The sequence below is a fragment of the Peptostreptococcus equinus genome (genome assembly GCF_027125355.1).
In the GTDB taxonomy this organism is placed as follows: Bacteria; Bacillota; Clostridia; order Peptostreptococcales; family Peptostreptococcaceae; genus Peptostreptococcus; species Peptostreptococcus equinus.
Map to the genome: position 1 here is coordinate 597711 of NZ_CP114052.1, position 21220 is coordinate 618930.

The following is a 21220-nucleotide window of genomic DNA, read 5'->3' on the forward strand; positions in this document are numbered from 1 at the left end:
TAAATGGCACTAGGTGGTGGACAATACACTACAACTGATAAGTCTTTAGCAGGTGCTTATATTAATTCAGTAAGCGCTGCAAGGACACTTGATTTAACAGGAGAAAATGGGATAGTGGCAATAGCACTTGAACATAATTTCGGAAATCAAGGAGAATTATTTAAGGTTAGAACGTCAGAATTTAGAGAAAACTCATTAACTATATTTGGTTATAGTTTATTTGATGAAAAATTAAAAGGAATTAGAGAACTAATAGAAAACTCTAAGATGGTATATTTTTACATTCTAAACAAGACTACTAAGGCTGAAAATGCATATGCTATAGCTAATAAAGGCGGAACAAGAGGTAATGATATTACTATTAAGGTACAAACTAATATAGACGACCCAAAGAAAAAAGATGTTATTACAATGCTTGATTATATAGTGATTGATAAGCAGACAGTAACAACAGCAAAGGATCTATATCCTAATATACTTGTAACATTTAAACCGGATTCATTACTTGAATTAACAGCAGGAACAAAGCTTGCAAGCGGGGAAGATGGAACAGCTACAAATGAAAATCACCAAGACTTTTTAAACAAGCTTGAAACAAAGTCGTTCAATGTATTAGCTTGTATGTCTACAACTAAGGAATTGCAGAAACTATATATAACTTATACTAAGCGTATGAGAAACGAAATAGGGCTAAAGTTTGCTACAGTGGTATGTGAAGCTAGTGATATTGGTGGAGATATTACTATGTATGATTTTGAAGGCGTTGTTGTTGTTAAAAACAAAGTCAAGGGCGAAAAAGTAAAGGGCAATGAATTAGTTCCTTTTACAGCAGCTATTTATGCTAATGCAGAACTTGGAAGATCTAATTTAAATAGATTATATACAGGTGAATATGATGTGGTAACTGAATTTACTCAATTTCAGTTAAATGAATTTAGAAAACAAGGAAGATTTGTATATCATCAAGTGGGTGATTCTGTAAGAGTATTAGAAGATGTTAATGGTCTTATCACTACCACTGATACTAAGGGCAGTGAATTTAAAGACAATCAAGTAATAAGAGTTTTAGATGCCTTGGCCATGGCAGATGCCAAGGTATTTAATGAAATGTACTTAGGAAAGGTTAATATTGATAAGCCTGGAATTGAATCACTACAAAATAAAATAGTAGAAATAAGAGAAGCATTTTTAGCAAAGAATGCTTTAAAAGCATATGATAAAAAAGGTATAAAGGTTGAAGAAGTTCAAATAGAGGGAGTTAGAGGGGCTGTAAAGGTTGATTCAGTCATAACTCCAGCTGAGTGCTTTAGACAGCTATATCTTACTAATTATGTGCAAATATAGGGGGTGTAAATAGATGCAAGGAATAAAAACACTTAACTTAACTAATGAAACTGTAGCAGGTTCACAGGGTGCAGTTTTTTGTGAAATAGGTTCAAGACGTTATGTAATGGCCAATCTTACTAAATTTAAAGCTAAGTTTAAGGTCAACATAACTAAAAAGGGTGTTCTTGGTAAGTCTGGTAAACAAGCAAAGCCGGGCGGATGGGAAGGCTCTTGGGAGGCAACAGTTTATTATAATCAATCAACTATGAGAGCTTTAGCTGAAGAGTATAAGAATACTGGAGTACTACCACCATTCAATATACAAACTATTAATGAAGACCAATCTTCAGTAAAAACTATTGGTAGACAATCGGTAATTTTTAAAGATTGTATATCTGAAGAAATGATTATATCAATGCTAGATGTTGATGCTGAAATATTAGAAGAAGATTTATCAGGAACATTCAATGATTTTGATTTTCCTGAAAAGTTTAAAGATCTACCAAGTGCATAGATTATTAAGGGATGTGATTTATTTCATATCCCTATTTTTATTAAAGAATAGGAGAATAATATAATGAGTAAATTTCAAGCTTTTATGAAAAAAGATATAGATAGTTTAACTAAGGAAGTTGTTATATCAGAAAGATTTATAAATGAAGAAACAGGAGAGTTTATTCCATTTAAGATAAAACCAATTCCAACAAGCCTTGAAAAACTAATAAGAAAAGGGTGTACAAATATAACACAAAATGGACAAGATTTTGATTCAGTAGCTTATGAAAATCAGATAGCTGTAAATTGCATAGTTGAGCCAGATTTGCATGATAAAGAGTTACAGGACTTTTATGGTGTGCTAACTCCTGAAGATTTATTAAATGAAATGTTATTAGTGGGAGAAAATCAGCAGTTACAAGTTGAATTATCTAAAATAAATGGATTTAAAACACCAAAGGGACTAGCTGACGAAGCAAAAAACTAATAGAAGATGGTGACGAAGATAGTAATATAGCGTATTACTGTTTACATAAATTTCACTGGTCACCATCTAAGACATTAGAACTATTAGAAGATGAAAGAGAAAAAGCTTTTATAATAGCTTGCATTAATATAAGAATTGATGAAGAAAAAAAGCAAGCTAAAAAGATGGAGAGGGGGCGTTAATTAATGGCAGGAATTAGTATGCCGGTAAGTGTATCGGATGGACTATCAAGTCCATTTCAATCAATGACAGCCCAAGTATCTAAGCTAGTAATGGAGTATGAAAAACTTCATCAGACAATGAGTAAACCACTATCTCCAAGTATTCCATCAATACCAAAGCCAACTGGTGCAGGAATAGGAGATAACGGACCTATATCAGGACCACCTGATCCATATCCTAAGATGATTCCAACTCAGCAACAGTTCAATGCTGGACTTGTTGAAGGTCAAAGCCTAATGGGTAGAATGGCTAATCAAGCTAAATTACTTGTTGGTGCATATGCAGGTTTCCAAGGCGCTAAGGCATTTATTGGAATGGCAGATACTTATATGCAAACACAATCAAGAATAGGTATGATAAATGATGGTTTGCAAACGACTGAACAACTAAATAATATGATATTTAATTCAGCTAATAGGGTTAGAGGTTCATACTTAGATATAGCACAGAATGTAACTAAGTTAGGTATTATGGCTAAAGACTCATTTAGTTCAAATGCTGAGATAGTAAAGTTTACTGAACTTATGAGTAAGCAGTTTAAAGTTGGTGGTGCTGGACTTCAAGAACAACAAGCAGCAATGTATCAGCTATCACAAGCAATGGCAAGTGGTAGGCTATCTTTACATAAGAAAAGGACCAGGCAAAAGCTATCCTCACTTTGCTAAGTTTAAAAAAGGTCAAGAGCCTTGTGCATATGCTGAACAAAAAGTAGGATCAACCACTTGGTATAAGATAAAACATTCGGCAGGGCCTGATGGCTGGGGTTGGATATCTGGAAATCCCAAGTATACAAAGGTAATTAGGTAGGTGAATTTATGACTATAGAAAATAGAAATATGCACACTACCAACTGTGATGTCTTTATAGATCATAACAAAGAAGTATATCAGGTTAATGTTGCAGATGGACTAGAAATTGCTTGGGAGAGAAAAGGCGTACCCGGTAAATGTACTTTTACTCTAGTTCAAGAGGATACAGATAAAGTTGAATTTGAAGAGGGTGACAAGGTAAGAGTTAGAATATCACAGACTTGGATGTTTTTTGGTTTTATCTTTACTAAGCAAAGAGCAGCAGACAAGTTAATAAAAATAACTTGTTATGACCAGCTTAGGTACTTAAAGAATAAAGAATCAGTAATATTTAATAATAAATCAGTTGGGCAAATAGTAAAAATGATAGCAAATGATAGACATCTTAATATAGGTGAAATTCAAGATTCTACTCATAAAATACCAACTATGGTTAAAGAAAATTCCAGCTTTTTTGATATTATAATGAACGCCATGGAACGTACCACAGAAGCAACTGGAGAAATGTTTATTTTATATGACCACTTTGGAAAACTTACATTAAAATCCCTTAAGAGTATGTATAAAAATATAGTTATTGATAATTCAGTAATAGAAAATTTTGACTATGAGTCCACTATCGATAAGCAAACCTATAATATGGTAAGAGTATCTGTAAAATCTGGGAAAGACGGTGCAGAGGTTTACTATACTAAAGGAGATCAAAAAAATATTGATAGGTGGGGTGAATTACAATTAACAACAAAGGCAGATAACACATTCCAAGCTGTCACTGTAGCTGCAAAAAACTTAGAATTATACAATTCTAAAACTAAAACACTTAGAATTAAAAAAGCAATGGGAGCGGTCGAAATTATAGCAGGTTCAATAATAATTGTAAATCTAGATTTAGGTGATATGAAATTAGCTAAAAACATGGTGGTTGATGCAGTAACTCATAGAGTAGAAGACGGACTTTATTCTATGGATCTAGATCTTATAGGCGGTGAATTTGTATCAACTAGAGGGGTAACCCAAGATGGAGAAGTTAAAAAAGAAAAAGAAAAAAATAATGGCGATACTTTATCTAACAAGTCTCTAGCTGATAAAGACTGGGGTCATGGAATAACGCCAGCAATGATTAATAATGTACTAAAAGGTAAATTAGCAGGTAAAGGCGAAATGTACGTAAAATTCGGTAATGCATATGGCGTAAATCCTTTGTTAGTAGCTCTAATTCAAAGAATGGAATGTGGGCCTAATTTTGATTCACGTGTAGCTAGAGAGTGTAATAATTTTGGTGGAATAAATTCAGATCCAGACTATAAACAAAAATCTGGTAGGCACGTAATTTATCCATCTGTTGATGTAGGAATAGAGCGACACTTTAGGTTATTGGGGGTCAAATACTTATACGATTGGGGGAAGAAATCTATAGAGGCAATTTTAAATATGTATGCTCCAAGTTTTGAGAATAACACAAATGGCTATATAGCAAGTATGAAATCATGGTATAGACAGTTCAGCGGACGAGAATGGTCAAATTCACTACTTGGTAAAGGTGTTGCAAGTGTTGAAGAGGCAAGGAGAAGAATGCAACCAATTAGCTCCACTTCCACAGCAGTAGATATAAAAGAGGGCAACATGGCTATAGTCAATGAAGCTATGAAGCATATTGGTAAAAATAAGTTTGTATCTTGGTTTTATCCAGGTCTTTGGTGTGCTGATTTTGTTACTTACTGTTTAAAACAATCAGGGCAATATAAATTCTCTTCAAGAACTAGTTCATGTGTTACTCTTGCATCATACTATAAAAGTGCTGGAAAATTAGTTATGGGTACTAATTATACACCTAAACCTGGAGATACAATATTTTTTAAATCTAGTAGAACCGCAAATTGGACTAATCATGTGGGAATAGTTAAAGAAGTTTCTAACGGAAGAATAATAACCATTGAGGGGAATACCTCACATGACTCAAAAGGATATTCTAATGGCGGATGGGTTGCTTCACACAGCTACGGAAAAACGGGGATTTCATATGCAAGAATTGTTGCTTATGGCAAGAATAGTTAGGAGGTATATATGGCTAACTTACTACAACTTATAAAAAAAGCTTCAGCAGAAACCTTCTATAGTATGGCTCCATGTGACAATATAATAGGTACAGTGGTATCCGTTAAACCTTTAAGGATAAAGATTACTGAAAAAATAACTTTGGAAAAAGTAAACCTACTTAAGCTAAAATCTGATTATATATTAAACTCTACAGTGGTACTAAGTAGATGCCAGGGTGGAGACAAATATGTAATATTAGGGGAGTTGATAGAATGATACCTAACACTGGAATGGAGCAAGAAGAGTTTGAAGCACTAATTGAAATGGTAGAAAAAAAGAAATATAGTAATAAAGATTTTAAAGTGGTTGATAATAGAATAGTAGGCATAGTAGATGGTATTGAAGAGTTAAAACAGACCATCTTTTTTATTTTATCAATAGAAAAATATCAATCACTTACAGTAAGTGAAAATACTGGAGTAGGGTTTTGGAATTTGTATGGTGATGATATTAATTTAGTAATGATAAATCTAAAATCAATTATTACTGATGCACTTCTTAATGATGATAGGATAGAAGAAATAACAGAATTTATCATAGAAAAAATTAAAAGAAATACACTTAAGATAGAAATTACTGTAAAAAGTAATATATCTGAAGAATTAATTGAGATAGAAAGAGAGGTGGATATTGGATAATGAATGACAGAAATTTTGAATTTGGATATGTGATGAATAGGATATTAGGTAACATACCAGATGAATATGACAAAAGAGAAACCTCTTTAATTTATCAATCAGCGGCAATGATTATTCCTGAACTTACAGTAATAAGACATGAAATAAGAATGCTTGAAGATGAAGCTTTTCCAGATACATGCTCGTATTTCACACTTCAAAGGTTTGCAAAAAATAGGAATATGGAGCTTAGAGAACCTACAAAAGGTGTGGTAATAGCAGAATTTAATAAAGAAGTAGAGATAGGTACAAGATTTAATCACGAACAAAGAAATTATGCAGTTAGTGAACTAATTGACCTATCTCTTTTTAAATACAGACTAATTGCTGAAGAAGTAGGGCATATAGAATCAATTGGAGAATTAACTCCAATTCAAGATATCTATGGCCTTGAAAAAGCAGTTATTACTAAAATTGAGGTTGATGGAAGAGATGAAGAATCAGAAGAGGATCTAAGGAATAGATTTTTTGAAAATATATCAAATCCAGCCTTTGGTGGTAATAGGGCAGACTATAAAGAAAAGATTTTAGGCATGGATAATATAGGTGCAGTAAGGTTATTTAGAAGAAAGGTGTCGAGTGATGGATCAACAAAAATTGAAGCAGTTATTTTGGATACATCTTATAAGGATGCATCACCTGAATTGGTTAAGATAGTGCAAAATGCACTTACCCCTACCCAAGATGGTGAGGGTCTAGGAATAGCGCCTATAGATCACTTTGTTACAGTGCTTGCCCCTACTAAACAGTCATTAACTATAAAGACTAATCTTACACTAGATCCATTAGTTAGTGATGTAACTCAAGATATTACAAGTGCTATAGAAGAGTACTTGCAAGATTTAAGACAACAGTTTGGTGAATTTGATTTATCTACAGGTAAATATTCAACTGTAGTTAGAATATCAAGAATAGAAAATAGATTGTTAGATGTTTCTGGGGTAATAGATGTGTTTGGGACAAAGATAAATGGTTTAAACTCCAATGTTGTAATAGATGATAAAAGTATTCCAGTATTAGGTGGTGTTAGTTATGTTAGGGTCTAGTACAGAATATATACCAACATGTATTGAGTATATACCTAGTGTATATGCTGAAATAGAAGAATTTAAAGCTTTATCTAAAGCATATGATATTGAGTGCAAGCTTTTGATGGATGATTTTGAGGGTGTATCAAATAACTATTTTTTAGATACACTAAATGAATCTGGGTGCAGTAGATGGGAAAGATTTCTTAGAATGGATGTGAATTCAAACTACTCACTTGAAGATAGAAGATTCATGATTAAGTTAAAAATGCTTGGCTACACTCCATATACATATTTAAGGCTAAAAGAAATACTGGATGGTATGTGCGGAACTACAGGTTATAAGATGTACTTAAACCCGGTAAGCAAACATTTAGTATGTAAGGTAGATTTAGGCGTTAAATTTCAGCAAAGGGCAATAGATCTAATGCTTGAAAATATGCTACCACTTGATATAACTTTCAATACTGAATTACTTTATAATACTAGTCAAACTTTATCTAACTTTACTCATGAACAATTATCTAATTATACACACCAACATTTAAAAGAGGAGGTGATTAAGTAGTGGGAACAACTACAAAAAACTTAGGTCTTACAAAAGACTACTCAACAGATCACTATGATGTAGGAAGAGTTAATGCGAATAGCGATAAAATAGATACAGCAATAGGTAACTATACTGGCAGTGCACCAGATACATATAGTACAACTATAGATGGTGATAAATCACTATCTAATTATATTAAGTTTATCTGGGCAAAGTTAAAGCAAGCTATTTCAGATTTGGCAAATTTAACAAAAAACTTTGATAGCTTTAAGAGTGAAACACAAACAAGTTTATCTAATAAAGCTAGTTTAAGTGTTGCAAGTAGAACATATAATGGTTTAATGTCGAGCACAGATAAAACGAAATTAGATGGAATAACTATATCTAATTATTATAATAAAGGAGAAGTAGACTCAAAGTTATCTAGTAAAGCTGGTCTATCTGTAGCTAGTGTATCAGCTAACGGTCTCATGAGCACGACAGATAAATCAAAGCTTGATGGTATAAATATATCTAACTACTACAATAAGTCTGAGTCAGATAATAGATATGCTTTAAAATTAGTTGCATCTAATGTAGCTAATGGATTAATGTCAGCAATTGACAAAGCAAAGTTAGATAATATAGATATAAACAACTATTATAATAAGTCCGAAGTAGCACAAGCACTATCGCTAAAAGCTAATAACATATTATCTAGTAGTTCAGTGAATGGTCTGATGTCAAGTGCAGATAAAGCTAAATTAGATGGTATAAATATAGCTAACTACTATAATAAAACTGATTCTGACGGAAAGTATGCGTTAAAGACTGATTTAGATTCTAAAGCAAGCACAGCAATAGCTACATCTGGTGCAAACGGACTCATGAGTGCCACAGATAAGGCTAAATTAGATAAGATAGATCCAATTGCAGCACAGTTAAAAGTTGTATATGAAGATAGCGGTTATACAATACATGTTAGGTATGACTATGCCATTAGATATGCAAATAATGGTACGACTAGATTACTGAACACATCTACAGGAACTGGTACACCAATAAATGGAGTTTAGGAGGTAATATGTCTAATTATAAAATTTGGGACAGGGTAGAAAAGCTCAAAGGATTTCCACCTGAAAAATGGTTTGAAGTATGGCCAAGATCAAAAAATGAAACTATGGTTCTAATTTTTAAAGAGGGTGAAGATTATGACGAGGTTGTATTTTTAGAGGATTTAAAGGCTAGTGGATATAAAGGGTCAACAGACAATGAAATAGTTGAATCATATATTAATAGTCAAAAAAGTAATATAGATTTAGAATTAGAATTAAAGAAAGCTAATGAGAGAATAAATACACTTTCAACAGCACTAGAAGAACTTACTTTAACAGTAGCAGGTGGCTAAAATGATTAAAATATGTCGCGATATTTTTAATAAAATTAAATTAATTTTGAAGGGAGAAAATGAAATGGGAGAATTTTTAGCAGCAAGAATAACAATGGCATTTGTGGATGAAGGAGAAACAGGAGCAAGAGATAAGTATAAATTATATTTTTCAAAAGCTGGGATGCTTAAATGGAAAACAGCTACTGATGAATCTATAAGAACTAAGTATACAGACGTATTATTTGTAATTCAAGATAAAGTAGAATAGTGAAGTTTAAAGTCTCATAGTTAAAGCTATGGGGCTTAATTAATAGGGGTGATTTATGGAACAACTAATTGCATTTAGCGGTGTTTGTGGGGCATTGATAACAGTCTATAGCTTAGTGAAGCTTGTTGTACAGCCATTTACAACAGCTATGAAAAGAAATGACTTGACTAATCAAGCACTGCAAAAATCTGTAGATATGTTAGCGTATGACTTGAAAGAATCTCAAAAAGACAGAGATAATATTCATAAAATATTAGATAAGCATGATGATAGATTGAGTAGGGTTGAAGATGATGTAATACGTAATTCAGAACAAATAAAAACATTATTTAATAGATAGGAGGTAGTATATGAAGTTAAAAAATGAAACATATGATATATTAAAATGGATAGCACAGATATTCTTACCTGCACTTACTATATTTGTAGGTGCTGTAGGGGTAGCTGTAGGCTTTAAGCAAACTGATTTAATAGTTATTATTATGACAGCTTTTGATACGTTTTTAGGCACAATTTTAGGCATTTCAACTAAAAACTACAATTCAGAAAGAGAGGTATAACATGACTAATTTTTATTATAAACCAATTTCAAGAAAATATAATTTTGGCTGGGGAAGAAGTAAATCTAACATTAAATTTATAGCTATACACTGGACTGCAAATGAGAGCAGAGGTGCTAATGCAATGGCACACTATAAGTATTTTCAGAATAACAACGTAGGAGCGTCCGCACACTATTTTGTTGACGATACCAATATTGTTCAAATAGTTGGAGATAGTACAGTTGCTTATGCTGTTGGTGGAAATCAAGGATATGGAACTGGACTAGGTGGCATTGTTAATGAGAACTCCATATCAATAGAAATGTGTGTCAATTCAGATGCTGACTATAGCAAGATGTATTTTAATACTGTAGAGCTTGTAAAAGAGCTTCTAAGGCAATATCCTAATGCTAAAGTAGTTAGACATTGGGACGCAACTAGAAAAGATTGTCCGCATGGTTACACAGGCTATAACAATGCAAAGTGGAACAAGTTTTTATCTGATGTTAAACAGCCTAGACGATTAATCTTAGACTTATCTAAAGATAGCGTTGCGGTAGAAGTTAATTCTCAAAAAACATCTGCACCAGCAAGAAAAGGATGGGTACAAGAAGAAGGAAAATGGTTCTACTATATAGATGGAAAGAAAAAGATAGGTTGGTTAAAGTCGGGTAAAGCGTGGTTTTATATGCAACCAGAAAAAGATGGAGAAATGAAAATAGGATGGCTCAAATATAACAATAACTGGTTTTATTTCAATTCTAAAGGTTACATGTTAACTGGCGAACAAGTGATTGATAATAAGAAATATAAATTTAATAATGAGGGGTACTTGCTGTAATTAAAATAAGGGTAGCATTTAGCTACCCTTATTTTTTATATTAAATTTTTCCAGTGTATTGAATTAATTTTAATACGTGGGTATAATATAATTATAAAATAATTTCAAGTAGTTTTATTAGGAGGTGTATGTTTATTGCTACAAAATTATTTTTAAAAAGTATTAATATAAAGAAAAAAAGAAATGCCATAGACTTTATAATGGCTATGGAAAAATCTAAGAGCAAGTCTCTTTAATAAAAACTTAAGAATTTAAAACAGATTTGTGGGTATACTATTAATAATATAATATTTTGGAGGTGTTTTTAAATGAAAGATACAGGAGTATTTGATAAGGTTAAGGGAAGTGCAAAAAATATTGCTGGAGAAGCTACTGGCGACAATAAGTTAAAAGCTGAAGGTGCTGTAGATAAAGCTACTGGAAAAGCAAAAGAATTGTTAAATGAAGCTGGGAAAAAAGCTGAAGAAGTAGCTGACAATGCTAAGTCAGAAATTAATAAGCATAAGTAAATATGTTAATAAAAAATAGAAGGCTTGGATTACACCAGACCTTCTATTTTTTATAAATAGGATTAAAAAAAGTCGTAATAATGGATAAGCCACTATACCAATATATTAATACTATTACTAGTATATAGTCAATAACAATATTGTTTTGGCGCAATATTGGCGCATTTTTGCATTACCTACGCAAAATTAACTACTTTTTATAATGGAATATTTAAAATAGAATCGAGTAATTGCAACAATTATAAAATTATATTAAATTTAGTTCATAGTACCAGAATAAAAGCTTAGATATATGTTAAAAAGGAATGAATAACTTATTCATTCCTTTTTTTTATAAAAAATACTTTTTCCTACTTTAAATTTGATTGATAATTAGTGATAAGGGTATCAAATAAATATGTTAAAGTTAGATAATATTATTTTTTATATAATTTAAAATATAAATTTAAAATAATGATAAATAACGGTTGACTTTGTTTATGAATAGTAGTAATATATACTTGTAAGTGATAATAGTTACTACTATTGGAAAATAAAATTAAATTTTGGAGGTAAAAAAATGACACAGGAACTTAAGGGAACAAAAACAGAAAAGAACCTTTTAGATGGTTTTGCAGGAGAATCAATGGCAAGAAATAAATATACTTACTATGCTTCTCAGGCTAAGAAGGAAGGGTATAATCAGATATCTAATATATTCTTAGAAACAGCAGAAAATGAAAAGGAACATGCTAAGCTATGGTTTAAGGCTCTTCATGGAGGAGAAATACCAACAACTGAAGAAAATTTATTAGATGCTGCAGAAGGTGAATTATACGAGTGGTCTGATATGTATGTTAGATTCTCTAATGATGCAAAAGAAGAAGGATTTAAGGAAATTGCTAGACTATTTGATGGTGTAGCAGCTATAGAAAAAACACATGAAGAAAGATATAGAACTTTACTTCAGAATTTAAAAGATGGTAAGATTTTTGAGAAAGATGAAGTAGTAGTTTGGAAGTGTATGAATTGTGGACATATTCACGTATCTAAGAGTGCTCCAAAGTTATGTCCTGTATGTAAGCATCCACAAGCGTATTTCGAAGTGAAGGCTGAAAACTGGAAATAATATAATATTTAGCAAAGTAGGTGGTAGTGGTGAGGTTTTCAAAGCAAAGAGAAATGATATTAAACGAAGTTAAAAATAATAATAATCACCCTACAGCTGATATGGTATATGATAAGTTGAGAAAAGATAATCCTAATTTGAGCTTGGGTACGGTTTATAGAAATTTAACTCAATTAGCAGATAATGGATTAATTACAAAACTTAGTATACCAGGGGATCCTGTTAGATTCGATTGCAACACAGATGAACATAATCATTTTATTTGTGAAGATTGCGGGCAAATTTTCGATATTGATAAGGATTTGGTCGCTTATGCAGATAAGGGTCTTGAAAAATTAGGATTTAAAGTAAATTCTGCACAGATTCTTTTAAAAGGAATTTGTGTAGAATGTACTAAAAAGATAGAAAAAATATAATTTAATTAATAGTTTAATAGGAGGTAATTTTATGGCTAAAGATTTAAAGTTTTATTCATGTTCAGATAAGGATTTTATAATTGAAGTAGTTGTTCCTGAAGAAGGATGTCAAGTTTCATGTTGTGGTGAAGAAATGAAGCTTATAGAACCAAATACTACTGATGCAGCTGGAGAAAAGCATGTTCCAGTTATAGAAGTTAGTGGAAACAAAGTAGTAGTTAAGGTTGGTAGTGTACCACATCCAATGGAAGAAAAACACCATATTTCATTTATATATCTAGTAACTGAAAAAACAGTTCAGAGAGTAGATTTACCGCATGATGGTAAGCCAGAAGCAGAATTTGTACTTGCAGAAGATGATAAGGCTATATGTGCTTATGAATATTGTAATCTACATGGATTGTGGAAAGCAGAAGCTTAATAATATAAAAGTTAAAAAACAAAAAGGAGCATATGCTCCTTTTTGTTTTTATTAAATTTATTCCAATATTTTTTTAACTTCTTCATAAACAAGCATGTTTTTTTCTGTAATAAAGGAACGAGATTTTCCATCTTTATTTACTCTTCCAGTTCTACCGATTCTATGTATATAATCCTGTGCAAGTTCAGGGAAATCATAGTTATATATATGACTTAGGCCTTGTATATCTAGACCTCTTGACGCTAAATCTGTTGAGATTAGGAATTGAAATTTCATATTTTTAAAATCTTTTATAATTCTTTCTCTTTTAGATTGGCTAATATCACTATGTATCTTACAACAACTATATCCTTTTTGTCCTAACTTTATATCTAAATTATCAACTCTAGCCTTAGTCCTACAAAAAATAATAGCTAAAAATGGTGAATCTTTTTCTATTTGTTTGCATAAATCATCAAATTTTGACCTGTCTGTTGAGATTATAAATTCTTGCTCTATTTTGTTAGGTATATTTTCTTTGCTAGTATCTATTTCTATAAAATTTTCTGCATATCTATATGCTAATTTTTTTACGCTTGAATTTATAGTTGCTGAAAAAAGTAAAAGATTTTTATAGGTATTTATTTTGTTAAAGATTGAATCTATTTCGTTTTTAAATCCCATAAGAAGCATCTGATCAGCCTCATCAATTACTAGAGTATCTATCATATCTAGTTTGATAGTTTTTCTTTGTATGTGGTCAAGTAATCTTCCTGGAGTTGCTATTATAATATTTATTTTGTTGCTATTTAGTTTTTTTATTTGGGATTTTATATCTTTACCACCATATATAGCAATGTAATTAATAGGATGTTTATCTATATTTGTAATAACATTAACAAGACTTTCAATGACTTGGCTTATTTGTATAGTTATTTCTCTAGTTGGAGCCAGTATTAGACTTGTTTCTATTTTATCATTTAATATAAGATTTAAAATAGGTATTACAAATGCAAGTGTTTTACCAGAACCAGTATTTGACTTGGCTATAATATTGTTTAAATTAAGTATTGGGTACATAGTTTCTGATTGTATTTGAGTGGGTTCTTTAATACCATTTTTGCTTAGGGCATTAATAATGTTATTATCTATTTTTAAATTTGAAAAATGCATATATCCTCCTATTAACATATAGATATACATTATATCATAGTAAGTTAATATTTAGCAATTATGGTGTTTTATATATATTCTTTATAAGAGAATAAATAGATTTAATTTGTAATTAAAATAAGTAAATTAGGTATATTATTAATAGGTAATCCATATTGAATATAAAAGCTATAATAATATTCAGAATTTATTTTAATAGGAATTTTCAGAAAAATAACAAATAATGACTTAATAAAATTTATTTTATTCAAAAAAACGCTAATATATATTATAAAAACTATAAAATACTTTAGAAATGAAATTTAAAATATTAAACTTGCAAAATTCAATAAAAATTCACTTGAAAATAAATGAAGTATATAATATAATTTAATCATAGATGAAAGATTATATTTTAATTTTGCAAAAATGGAGGGTTATAATTATGTGTGTTACTGATAAAATAAATGGCAAAGAATTAAAATTTGTTGATACTACTTTAAGAGACGGAGAGCAGACAGCAGGTGTGGTTTTTGCCAATAGTGAGAAAATTATGATAGCTGAAATGTTGAGTGATCTTGGCATTAACCAGTTGGAAGTTGGTATACCTACAATGGGTGGAGATGAAAAAGAAACTATAAAACAAATTGTAAAGAAAAACCTAAAACCTAGTATAATGGCTTGGAATCGTGCTGTAATTGGCGATGTTGAGCAGAGTATAGATTGTGGTGTCGATGCAGTGGCAATATCAATATCGGTATCAGATATTCATATAGAAAACAAATTAAAGACTTCAAGAGATTGGGTCTTAGAACAAATGGTTAAGACTACAGAATATGCAAAGAAAAATGGATTATATGTATCTGTAAATGGTGAAGATGCTTCAAGAGCAGATGATGATTTCCTTATAGAATTTATAGAATGTGCTAAACAGGCTGGTGCTGATAGATTTAGATTTTGTGATACAGTAGGAGTAATGGATCCATTTACAATTAGAAATAAAATAGAAAAAATTTATAAAGCTACAAATTTTGATATAGAAATGCATACACACAATGACTTCGGTATGGCAACTGCTAATGCCATTGGAGGTATATTGGGTGGTGCGAATTATGTAGGTGTAACAGTAAATGGTCTTGGGGAAAGAGCTGGCAATGCAGCTCTAGAAGAAGTACTTATGTCTTTGATACATGTATTAAAGTATGAATCAAAAATTGATACTAGAAGATTTAAAGAATTATCTGAATATGTATCAAATGCATCTGGCAGAGAATTACCTGCATGGAAAGCAATAGTAGGAAGTAATATGTTTAGGCATGAATCAGGTATACATGCAGATGGTGCTATAAAAAATCCAAGGAACTATGAAGCTTTTGACCCAGCAGAAGTTGGGCTAGAAAGACAGATAGTAATAGGCAAGCATTCAGGAAAGGCTGCCATCATTAATAAATTTATGGAATATGATGTAAAATTGACTGATGAACAAGCTACAAGAATACTTGATGAAGTGAGAAGTCTTTCAGTAAAATTAAAAAGATCGTTATTTGATAAGGAGTTGGCTTATATATATAGAAGTTTAAATAGCTAAGAAATTTATAGAGAGAGGTAATTGTATGGGAAAAAATATAGTATATAAAATATTAGAAAAACATCTAGTAGAGGGAGAATTGGTAGCTGGTAGTCCAGCTACTATTAAAATAGATAGAACACTTACACAGGATTCAACTGGTACTATGGCATATTTGCAACTTGAAGCCATGAATATAGATAAAGTAAAGACAAAAAAATCTGTTGCCTATGTAGATCATAATATGTTACAACAGGGATTTGAAAATGCAGATGATCATAAATATATAGAAACCGTAGCTAAAAAATATGGTATATATTTTTCTAAGCCAGGTAATGGTATATGTCATCAGGTAAATTTAGAAAGATTTTCTGTGCCTGGAGATACACTATTAGGATCTGATAGTCACACACCTACTGCTGGTGGCGTAGGAATGTTGGCTATAGGAGCCGGTGGATTAGATGTAGCACTTGCTATGGCAGGAGAGCCATATTCAATAAATATACCACGTGTAACAAAAGTAGAATTAATTGGAAAACTTAACCCTATGGTTGCTTCAAAAGATATAATATTAGAAGTTTTAAAAAGAGAGACTGTCAAAGGTGGTGTAGGGAGAGTATATGAATATGGAGGAATAGGAGTTGAAAGTTTATCAGTTCCACAAAGAGCTACCATAACTAATATGGGAGCAGAATTAGGTGCTACAACTTCAATTTTCCCTTCTGACAATAAAACAAAAGAATTTTTCAAGGCTCAAGATAGATTAGATGATTGGTCAGAGCTATTGGCAGATGATGATGCTGTTTATGACGAAATAATAAAAATAGACTTAGACAAGCTTGAACCGATGGTAGCAGCACCTCATAGTCCAGATAATATAAAAACATGTAAGGAAATAGGACCAATAAAAATAGATCAGGTTGCTATAGGTAGTTGTACAAACTCTTCATATGAAGATTTGATGAAAGTTTCAAGAATATTAAAAGGAAGAAAAGTAGCTCAAAATGTGAGTTTAGTAATCGCTCCTGGATCAAGGCAAGTTATGGAAATGATAGCAAGAAATGGGGCTTTGGCTGATATAATTGCATCTGGTGCAAGAATTTTAGAAAATTCATGCGGGCCATGCATAGGTATGGGACAATCTCCAGGAACGGATGGAATATCTTTAAGAACATTTAATAGAAATTTTTTCGGAAGAAGTGGAACAAACTCTGCTAGTGTTTATTTAACTAGTCCAGAAGTTGCAGCAGTCAGTGCAATATATGGATATTTAAGAGATCCTAGAGATATAGATTTTAAAGTTGATTTTGAAGGAATTTATAGAGAAAATTTCTTGATTGATGATTCAATGATAATTGAACCTAGTGAAGAATCAGAAAATGTTGAAGTTGTTAGAGGACCTAATATAAAACCATTCCCTTTAAATACGATTTTAGCAAAAAATATACAAGGAAAAGTAATTATTAAGACAGGTGATAATATCACGACCGATCATATTATGCCTTCAAATGCTAAATTATTACCTTTTAGAAGTAATATACCTCATTTGTCAACTTTCTGTTTCAGTACTATAGATGACAAATTTGCTGATAGATGTATGGCAAACTCTGGTGGTTTTATAGTTGGTGGAGATAACTATGGTCAAGGATCTTCTAGAGAACATGCTGCATTAGCTCCATTATATTTAGGTATAAAGACTGTAATAGCTAAATCTTTTGCAAGAATTCACAGAGCGAATCTAATAAATAGCGGAATAATACCATTAGTATTTGAAAATGAAAAAGATTATGACTTAATTAATAAGATGGATGAGTTAGTTATTACTGATGTGAAAAGTGGAATAAAAGCAGATAGAATACTTGTAAACAATATTAATAGAGGAACAAGTTTTTTTGTCAAAACTGGATTCAATGACAATGAAATAAATATGCTTTTAGCAGGTGGAAAACTGAATTCAATCAAGATAAAAAACTCTAAGGAGGTTTTATATGTATAATATTACTTTGATACCGGGAGATGGAATAGGTCTAGAAGTAACAAAGGCTATGAAAAAAGTAGTGGCCTCTACAGGAGTTCAAATAGAATGGGAAGAGGTAGTAGCTGGTGAAAAAGTCCTTGAAAAATATGGTACACCATTGCCAGAGTATGTAATAGATAGCATTAGGAAAAATAAAATTGCAATTAAAGGTCCTGTTACTACACCAGTAGGTAAAGGGTTCAGGAGTGTAAATGTGGCTCTTAGAAAAGAATTAAATTTGTATGCAAATGTAAGACCTATAAAAAGTTTTAAGGGCGTAAAGAGTAAATATAGCGATTTAGATTTCACAATTATTAGAGAAAATACAGAAGGATTATATGCTGGAATTGAGCACAAGATAGGAGATTATGCAGGAGAAACTATAAAAATAATAACTAGACCAGCCTGCGAAAAAATAGTGAAATTTGCTTGTGATTATACAAAGAATAATTCTTATAAAAGGTTAACTGGTGTTCATAAAGCTAATATAATGAAAATATCTGATGGATTATTTTTGGATATTTTTAATGAAGTATGTGATAAAAATGGTATCTATATTGATATGGATAAAAATGATTCTGTATATAGAGATAATATGATAGTTGATGCCACAGCCATGAATTTAGTGCTTAATCCTGAAAAGTTTGATGTACTAGTTATGCCTAATCTTTATGGTGATATATTGTCAGATTTAGGTGCAGGACTTGTTGGAGGATTAGGCATGATACCTAGTGCAAACATTGGGCAAGAATATGCAGTTTTTGAAGCGGTTCATGGTAGTGCGCCAGAGATTGCTGGAAAAAATATTGCTAATCCTACTGCTATTATTCAGTCAGCTGTAATGATGTTAAAATATATTGGAGAATATAATGCGGCAAATAAAATAGAATTAGCGTTACAAAAAATTTTTGAAGAGGGAAAAGTTTTGACAAGAGATTTAGGTGGGAATGCAAGTACCAGCGAATTTTCCGATGAACTATGTAGATTGATAAAGATTAATTAGCACATTATTCCTCTCTATAGATAGAAGGAAGATACGATCTTAATGATTGTATCTTCCTTATTTTAATGTTAAAATAACTTGAGTTATATATTTTATAATAAATAAGATATTATAAAGAGATTCTATTAGTTAGGAATTTTTAGATAAATAATATAATTATGAGGATAAAAATATGTCAGTTAAAGTAGATAAGGTTGAATTTAAAAGTGAAATAGGAGTAGGTAAAATAAATGAAGACGCCTGTGGATATAAAGAAAATACTTTTTGGGTATTGGATGGTGCTACAGGATTAAATAAAAGAAATTTAAGTGATGATATAAGTGATGCACATTGGTATACTAACTGGTGGGATAAATATTTGAACGACAATTCTTTTAAAGACATAAATTTAAAAGATATTATGTATAAGGGTATAAAAAAAGTAGATGATGATTACCAAAAATTTTGTGTAGGGAAAAAAGTAGAAAAAATAGATTTTCCATCTGCCTCAATAACTATAATAAGAGTTAATGACGAAAAATTGGAATATTTTATATTAGGTGATTGTAGACTATACATTGATGATGGATGCAAAGTACAAATAATACATGATGATAGTGTGAGTAAGTTGGACAATAATATATTTAATGCGATGCTAGATATGGAAGATTTTTATAGTATTGATCTTAGTGAAAGTCTAAGTATTTTATCAGAGCAGATTATTGAAAATAGAATGAAGAATAATTGTGATGATGGTTATTGGATATTAAGCTTTGATGAAAAAGCAATTGATAAGGCAAAGTACGGAATTATTGATATAGAAAAAGATATTAGAATAATGATAGCAAGTGATGGATATTACTCATATTCAGACAAGTATAGATTAATTGAAGAAGATTTATTAATAGACGAAACTTTCAAATATGGTATTGATATTATGATAAATCAAATAAGAAATTTTGAAGATGATAAAGATAGAATTAGGAGAATACCTAGATTTAAAGATAAGGATGATTGCACTTGTCTTTGTATAAATATAGAAAAAATAAATGAATAAACGAATAGTTAAATGAGGGGATATTTTATGAGAATTTTGCACATTAGTGCTCAAAAGCCAGATTATACAGGCAGTGGTGTATATATGACTGGAATAATTGATGCTATGGGAAACTTATCCAGTGAGCAAGCTATGATTGTAGGTATTGATAAATATGATGACATAGAAAAAATAAGAAATAAATTTAATAAAAATGTTAGTGTTGAAGCAGTTGTATATAATACTGGTAAACTTGATTTTAATGTTCCTGGAATGAGTGACAATATGCCTTATCCAAGCACTAGGTACAGAGATATTACTAATTACCAGGCGATGGCAATAAAATCTGTTTTTGAAGAGGTATTAATAAAAAAAATTAATAGTTTCAAACCTGATTTAATAATATGTCATCATCTATATTATACAAGTTCTATTTGCGTAGAAATTATAGAAAAAAAGTATAAAAATATAAAAGTATGTGCTATTTGCCATGGAACGTGTTTAAGACAATTGAAAACAAATATTTTTATGAAAGAGTACATTCTTGAAATGATACCTAAAATTGATATTATATTTGCTTTACACGATGCACAAAAAGAAGATATTATAGAGATATTTGCTATTGAAAATAGAGAAAAAGTAGAAGTATTGGGAAGTGGATATAATAAAAAAATATTTAATATAAATGAAAATATTAAAAGTAAAATATATAAAAGAAAAGTAATTAAAATAGCTTATGCAGGAAAGATTGCTTTTAGTAAGGGGCTAAGAGAATTTATTAGAGCGTTAAATTTACTAAAATATGAAAAAGACGATATAGAAGTTGTTTTTATGGGACAGGCAAGTGATGAAAATGAATATAGAACAATACTTGAAATGGCATCTACTTGTAAGTACTGTGTAAAATTTACAGGAAGAGTAAGTCAAGAAAAAATGGCAACAATATTAAATTGTTCTGATATATTTGTACTACCTTCGTACTATGAAGGCTTGCCACTGGTAATATTAGAAGCAATGGCTTGTGGAAACTATGTCATATGTAGTGATATAGAGGGGATGAGAGGATGGCTAGGTAAAGATATAGTATCGAATGACTTGTTGAATTTTGTAAAATTACCGGAAATGATAAATGTATCTCAACCAAAAGAAGATTATATACCTCAGTTTATAGAAGATATTTCAAAAGCCTTGGATAAGGCTATTGATTATAGAAAAAGAAATAGAAATACTAGTATTAATATAAGTAGTTTATCATGGGATAGTCTTGGTAAAAAATTATATGAACTAGTAAATAAATAATTTATATTTATAAGAAGTAGAGG

Annotated in this window: 25 protein-coding genes; 24 read left to right on the plus strand and 1 reads right to left on the minus strand. The window is 30.8% G+C overall.

Annotated elements, in window-relative coordinates; translation table 11 throughout:
- Window positions 1-3 precede the first annotated feature (3 nt).
- The 19 genes from O0R46_RS03145 to O0R46_RS03235 all read left to right on the plus strand — a co-directional run bounded on the left by O0R46_RS03145 (window position 4) and on the right by O0R46_RS03235 (window position 13165).
- Complete coding sequence (locus tag O0R46_RS03145; RefSeq protein ID WP_269312128.1) at window positions 4-1344, plus strand: phage tail sheath subtilisin-like domain-containing protein; 1341 nt, start codon at window positions 4-6, stop codon at window positions 1342-1344.
- Window positions 1345-1357: 13 nt separating this feature from the next.
- A complete protein-coding gene (locus tag O0R46_RS03150; RefSeq protein ID WP_269312129.1) occupies window positions 1358-1840 on the plus strand; it encodes a phage tail tube protein in 483 nt (160 codons plus the stop codon).
- A 63-nt stretch (window positions 1841-1903) separates the two neighbouring features.
- A complete protein-coding gene (locus tag O0R46_RS03155) occupies window positions 1904-2308 on the plus strand; it encodes a phage tail assembly chaperone (RefSeq protein ID WP_269312130.1) in 405 nt (134 codons plus the stop codon).
- Window positions 2309-2493: 185 nt separating this feature from the next.
- Window positions 2494-3195, plus strand: a complete 702-nt coding sequence (locus O0R46_RS03160) for a tape measure protein (RefSeq protein ID WP_269312131.1) — start codon at window positions 2494-2496, stop codon at window positions 3193-3195.
- Between the two features lie 150 nt (window positions 3196-3345).
- Window positions 3346-5394, plus strand: coding sequence for a CHAP domain-containing protein (locus tag O0R46_RS03165; protein WP_269312132.1), 2049 nt, complete (start codon window positions 3346-3348; stop codon window positions 5392-5394).
- A gap of 9 nt (window positions 5395-5403) precedes the next feature.
- Window positions 5404-5652 (plus strand): DUF2577 family protein, encoded by a 249-nt coding sequence (locus O0R46_RS03170; protein ID WP_269312133.1) that lies wholly within the window; start codon window positions 5404-5406, stop codon window positions 5650-5652.
- The gene (locus O0R46_RS03175; protein WP_269312134.1) at window positions 5649-6074 is read left to right on the plus strand and encodes a DUF2634 domain-containing protein; all 426 of its coding nucleotides are present in this window, start codon (window positions 5649-5651) and stop codon (window positions 6072-6074) included. The genes O0R46_RS03170 and O0R46_RS03175 overlap by 4 nt, the downstream gene beginning before the upstream one ends.
- Complete coding sequence (locus tag O0R46_RS03180) at window positions 6074-7159, plus strand: baseplate J/gp47 family protein (RefSeq protein ID WP_269312135.1); 1086 nt, start codon at window positions 6074-6076, stop codon at window positions 7157-7159. The genes O0R46_RS03175 and O0R46_RS03180 overlap by 1 nt, the downstream gene beginning before the upstream one ends.
- Window positions 7146-7709 carry a putative phage tail protein gene (locus tag O0R46_RS03185; RefSeq protein WP_269312136.1) on the plus strand — a complete coding sequence of 188 codons (564 nt, stop codon included), beginning with the start codon at window positions 7146-7148 and terminating at the stop codon, window positions 7707-7709. Before O0R46_RS03180 ends, O0R46_RS03185 begins: the two co-directional genes overlap by 14 nt.
- Entirely contained in the window at window positions 7709-8746 is a 1038-nt protein-coding gene (locus O0R46_RS03190; protein WP_269312137.1) for a hypothetical protein, read from the plus strand. The genes O0R46_RS03185 and O0R46_RS03190 overlap by 1 nt, the downstream gene beginning before the upstream one ends.
- A gap of 8 nt (window positions 8747-8754) precedes the next feature.
- Entirely contained in the window at window positions 8755-9078 is a 324-nt protein-coding gene (locus tag O0R46_RS03195; RefSeq protein WP_269312138.1) for a hypothetical protein, read from the plus strand.
- Between the two features lies 1 nt (window position 9079).
- On the plus strand, window positions 9080-9328 hold the full coding sequence (locus O0R46_RS03200) for a hypothetical protein (RefSeq protein ID WP_269312139.1): 249 nt from the start codon (window positions 9080-9082) through the stop codon (window positions 9326-9328).
- Between the two features lie 55 nt (window positions 9329-9383).
- Window positions 9384-9668 carry a hypothetical protein gene (locus O0R46_RS03205; RefSeq protein WP_269311974.1) on the plus strand — a complete coding sequence of 95 codons (285 nt, stop codon included), beginning with the start codon at window positions 9384-9386 and terminating at the stop codon, window positions 9666-9668.
- 10 nt (window positions 9669-9678) lie between these two features.
- The gene (locus O0R46_RS03210; RefSeq protein WP_269311975.1) at window positions 9679-9888 is read left to right on the plus strand and encodes a phage holin; all 210 of its coding nucleotides are present in this window, start codon (window positions 9679-9681) and stop codon (window positions 9886-9888) included.
- Window position 9889: 1 nt separating this feature from the next.
- The gene (locus O0R46_RS03215; RefSeq protein ID WP_269312140.1) at window positions 9890-10711 is read left to right on the plus strand and encodes a peptidoglycan recognition protein family protein; all 822 of its coding nucleotides are present in this window, start codon (window positions 9890-9892) and stop codon (window positions 10709-10711) included.
- A gap of 308 nt (window positions 10712-11019) precedes the next feature.
- Window positions 11020-11220: a CsbD family protein gene (locus O0R46_RS03220; protein WP_269311425.1), complete on the plus strand. Its 201-nt coding sequence runs from the start codon at window positions 11020-11022 to the stop codon at window positions 11218-11220.
- A 559-nt stretch (window positions 11221-11779) separates the two neighbouring features.
- Window positions 11780-12328: a rubrerythrin gene (gene rbr / locus O0R46_RS03225; RefSeq protein WP_269312141.1), complete on the plus strand. Its 549-nt coding sequence runs from the start codon at window positions 11780-11782 to the stop codon at window positions 12326-12328.
- A 29-nt stretch (window positions 12329-12357) separates the two neighbouring features.
- Entirely contained in the window at window positions 12358-12744 is a 387-nt protein-coding gene (locus O0R46_RS03230; RefSeq protein ID WP_269312142.1) for a Fur family transcriptional regulator, read from the plus strand.
- 31 nt (window positions 12745-12775) lie between these two features.
- Window positions 12776-13165: a desulfoferrodoxin family protein gene (locus O0R46_RS03235; protein WP_269312143.1), complete on the plus strand. Its 390-nt coding sequence runs from the start codon at window positions 12776-12778 to the stop codon at window positions 13163-13165.
- A gap of 57 nt (window positions 13166-13222) precedes the next feature.
- Here the strand turns inward: O0R46_RS03235 and O0R46_RS03240 are convergent, their stop codons facing one another.
- Window positions 13223-14317, minus strand: coding sequence for a DEAD/DEAH box helicase (locus tag O0R46_RS03240; protein WP_269312144.1), 1095 nt, complete (start codon window positions 14315-14317; stop codon window positions 13223-13225).
- A 424-nt stretch (window positions 14318-14741) separates the two neighbouring features.
- Here O0R46_RS03240 and nifV point away from each other — a divergent pair, with 424 nt between their 5' ends.
- The 5 genes from nifV to O0R46_RS03265 all read left to right on the plus strand — a co-directional run bounded on the left by nifV (window position 14742) and on the right by O0R46_RS03265 (window position 21197).
- The gene (gene nifV, locus O0R46_RS03245; protein ID WP_269312145.1) at window positions 14742-15884 is read left to right on the plus strand and encodes a homocitrate synthase; all 1143 of its coding nucleotides are present in this window, start codon (window positions 14742-14744) and stop codon (window positions 15882-15884) included.
- A gap of 25 nt (window positions 15885-15909) precedes the next feature.
- On the plus strand, window positions 15910-17859 hold the full coding sequence (locus tag O0R46_RS03250) for an aconitate hydratase (protein ID WP_269312146.1): 1950 nt from the start codon (window positions 15910-15912) through the stop codon (window positions 17857-17859).
- Window positions 17852-18883: an isocitrate/isopropylmalate dehydrogenase family protein gene (locus O0R46_RS03255; RefSeq protein ID WP_269312147.1), complete on the plus strand. Its 1032-nt coding sequence runs from the start codon at window positions 17852-17854 to the stop codon at window positions 18881-18883. Before O0R46_RS03250 ends, O0R46_RS03255 begins: the two co-directional genes overlap by 8 nt.
- Before the next feature lie 172 nt (window positions 18884-19055).
- Window positions 19056-19919 (plus strand): protein phosphatase 2C domain-containing protein, encoded by an 864-nt coding sequence (locus tag O0R46_RS03260; RefSeq protein ID WP_269312148.1) that lies wholly within the window; start codon window positions 19056-19058, stop codon window positions 19917-19919.
- A 27-nt stretch (window positions 19920-19946) separates the two neighbouring features.
- Window positions 19947-21197 (plus strand): glycosyltransferase family 4 protein, encoded by a 1251-nt coding sequence (locus tag O0R46_RS03265; RefSeq protein WP_269312149.1) that lies wholly within the window; start codon window positions 19947-19949, stop codon window positions 21195-21197.
- Window positions 21198-21220: the final 23 nt, after the last annotated feature.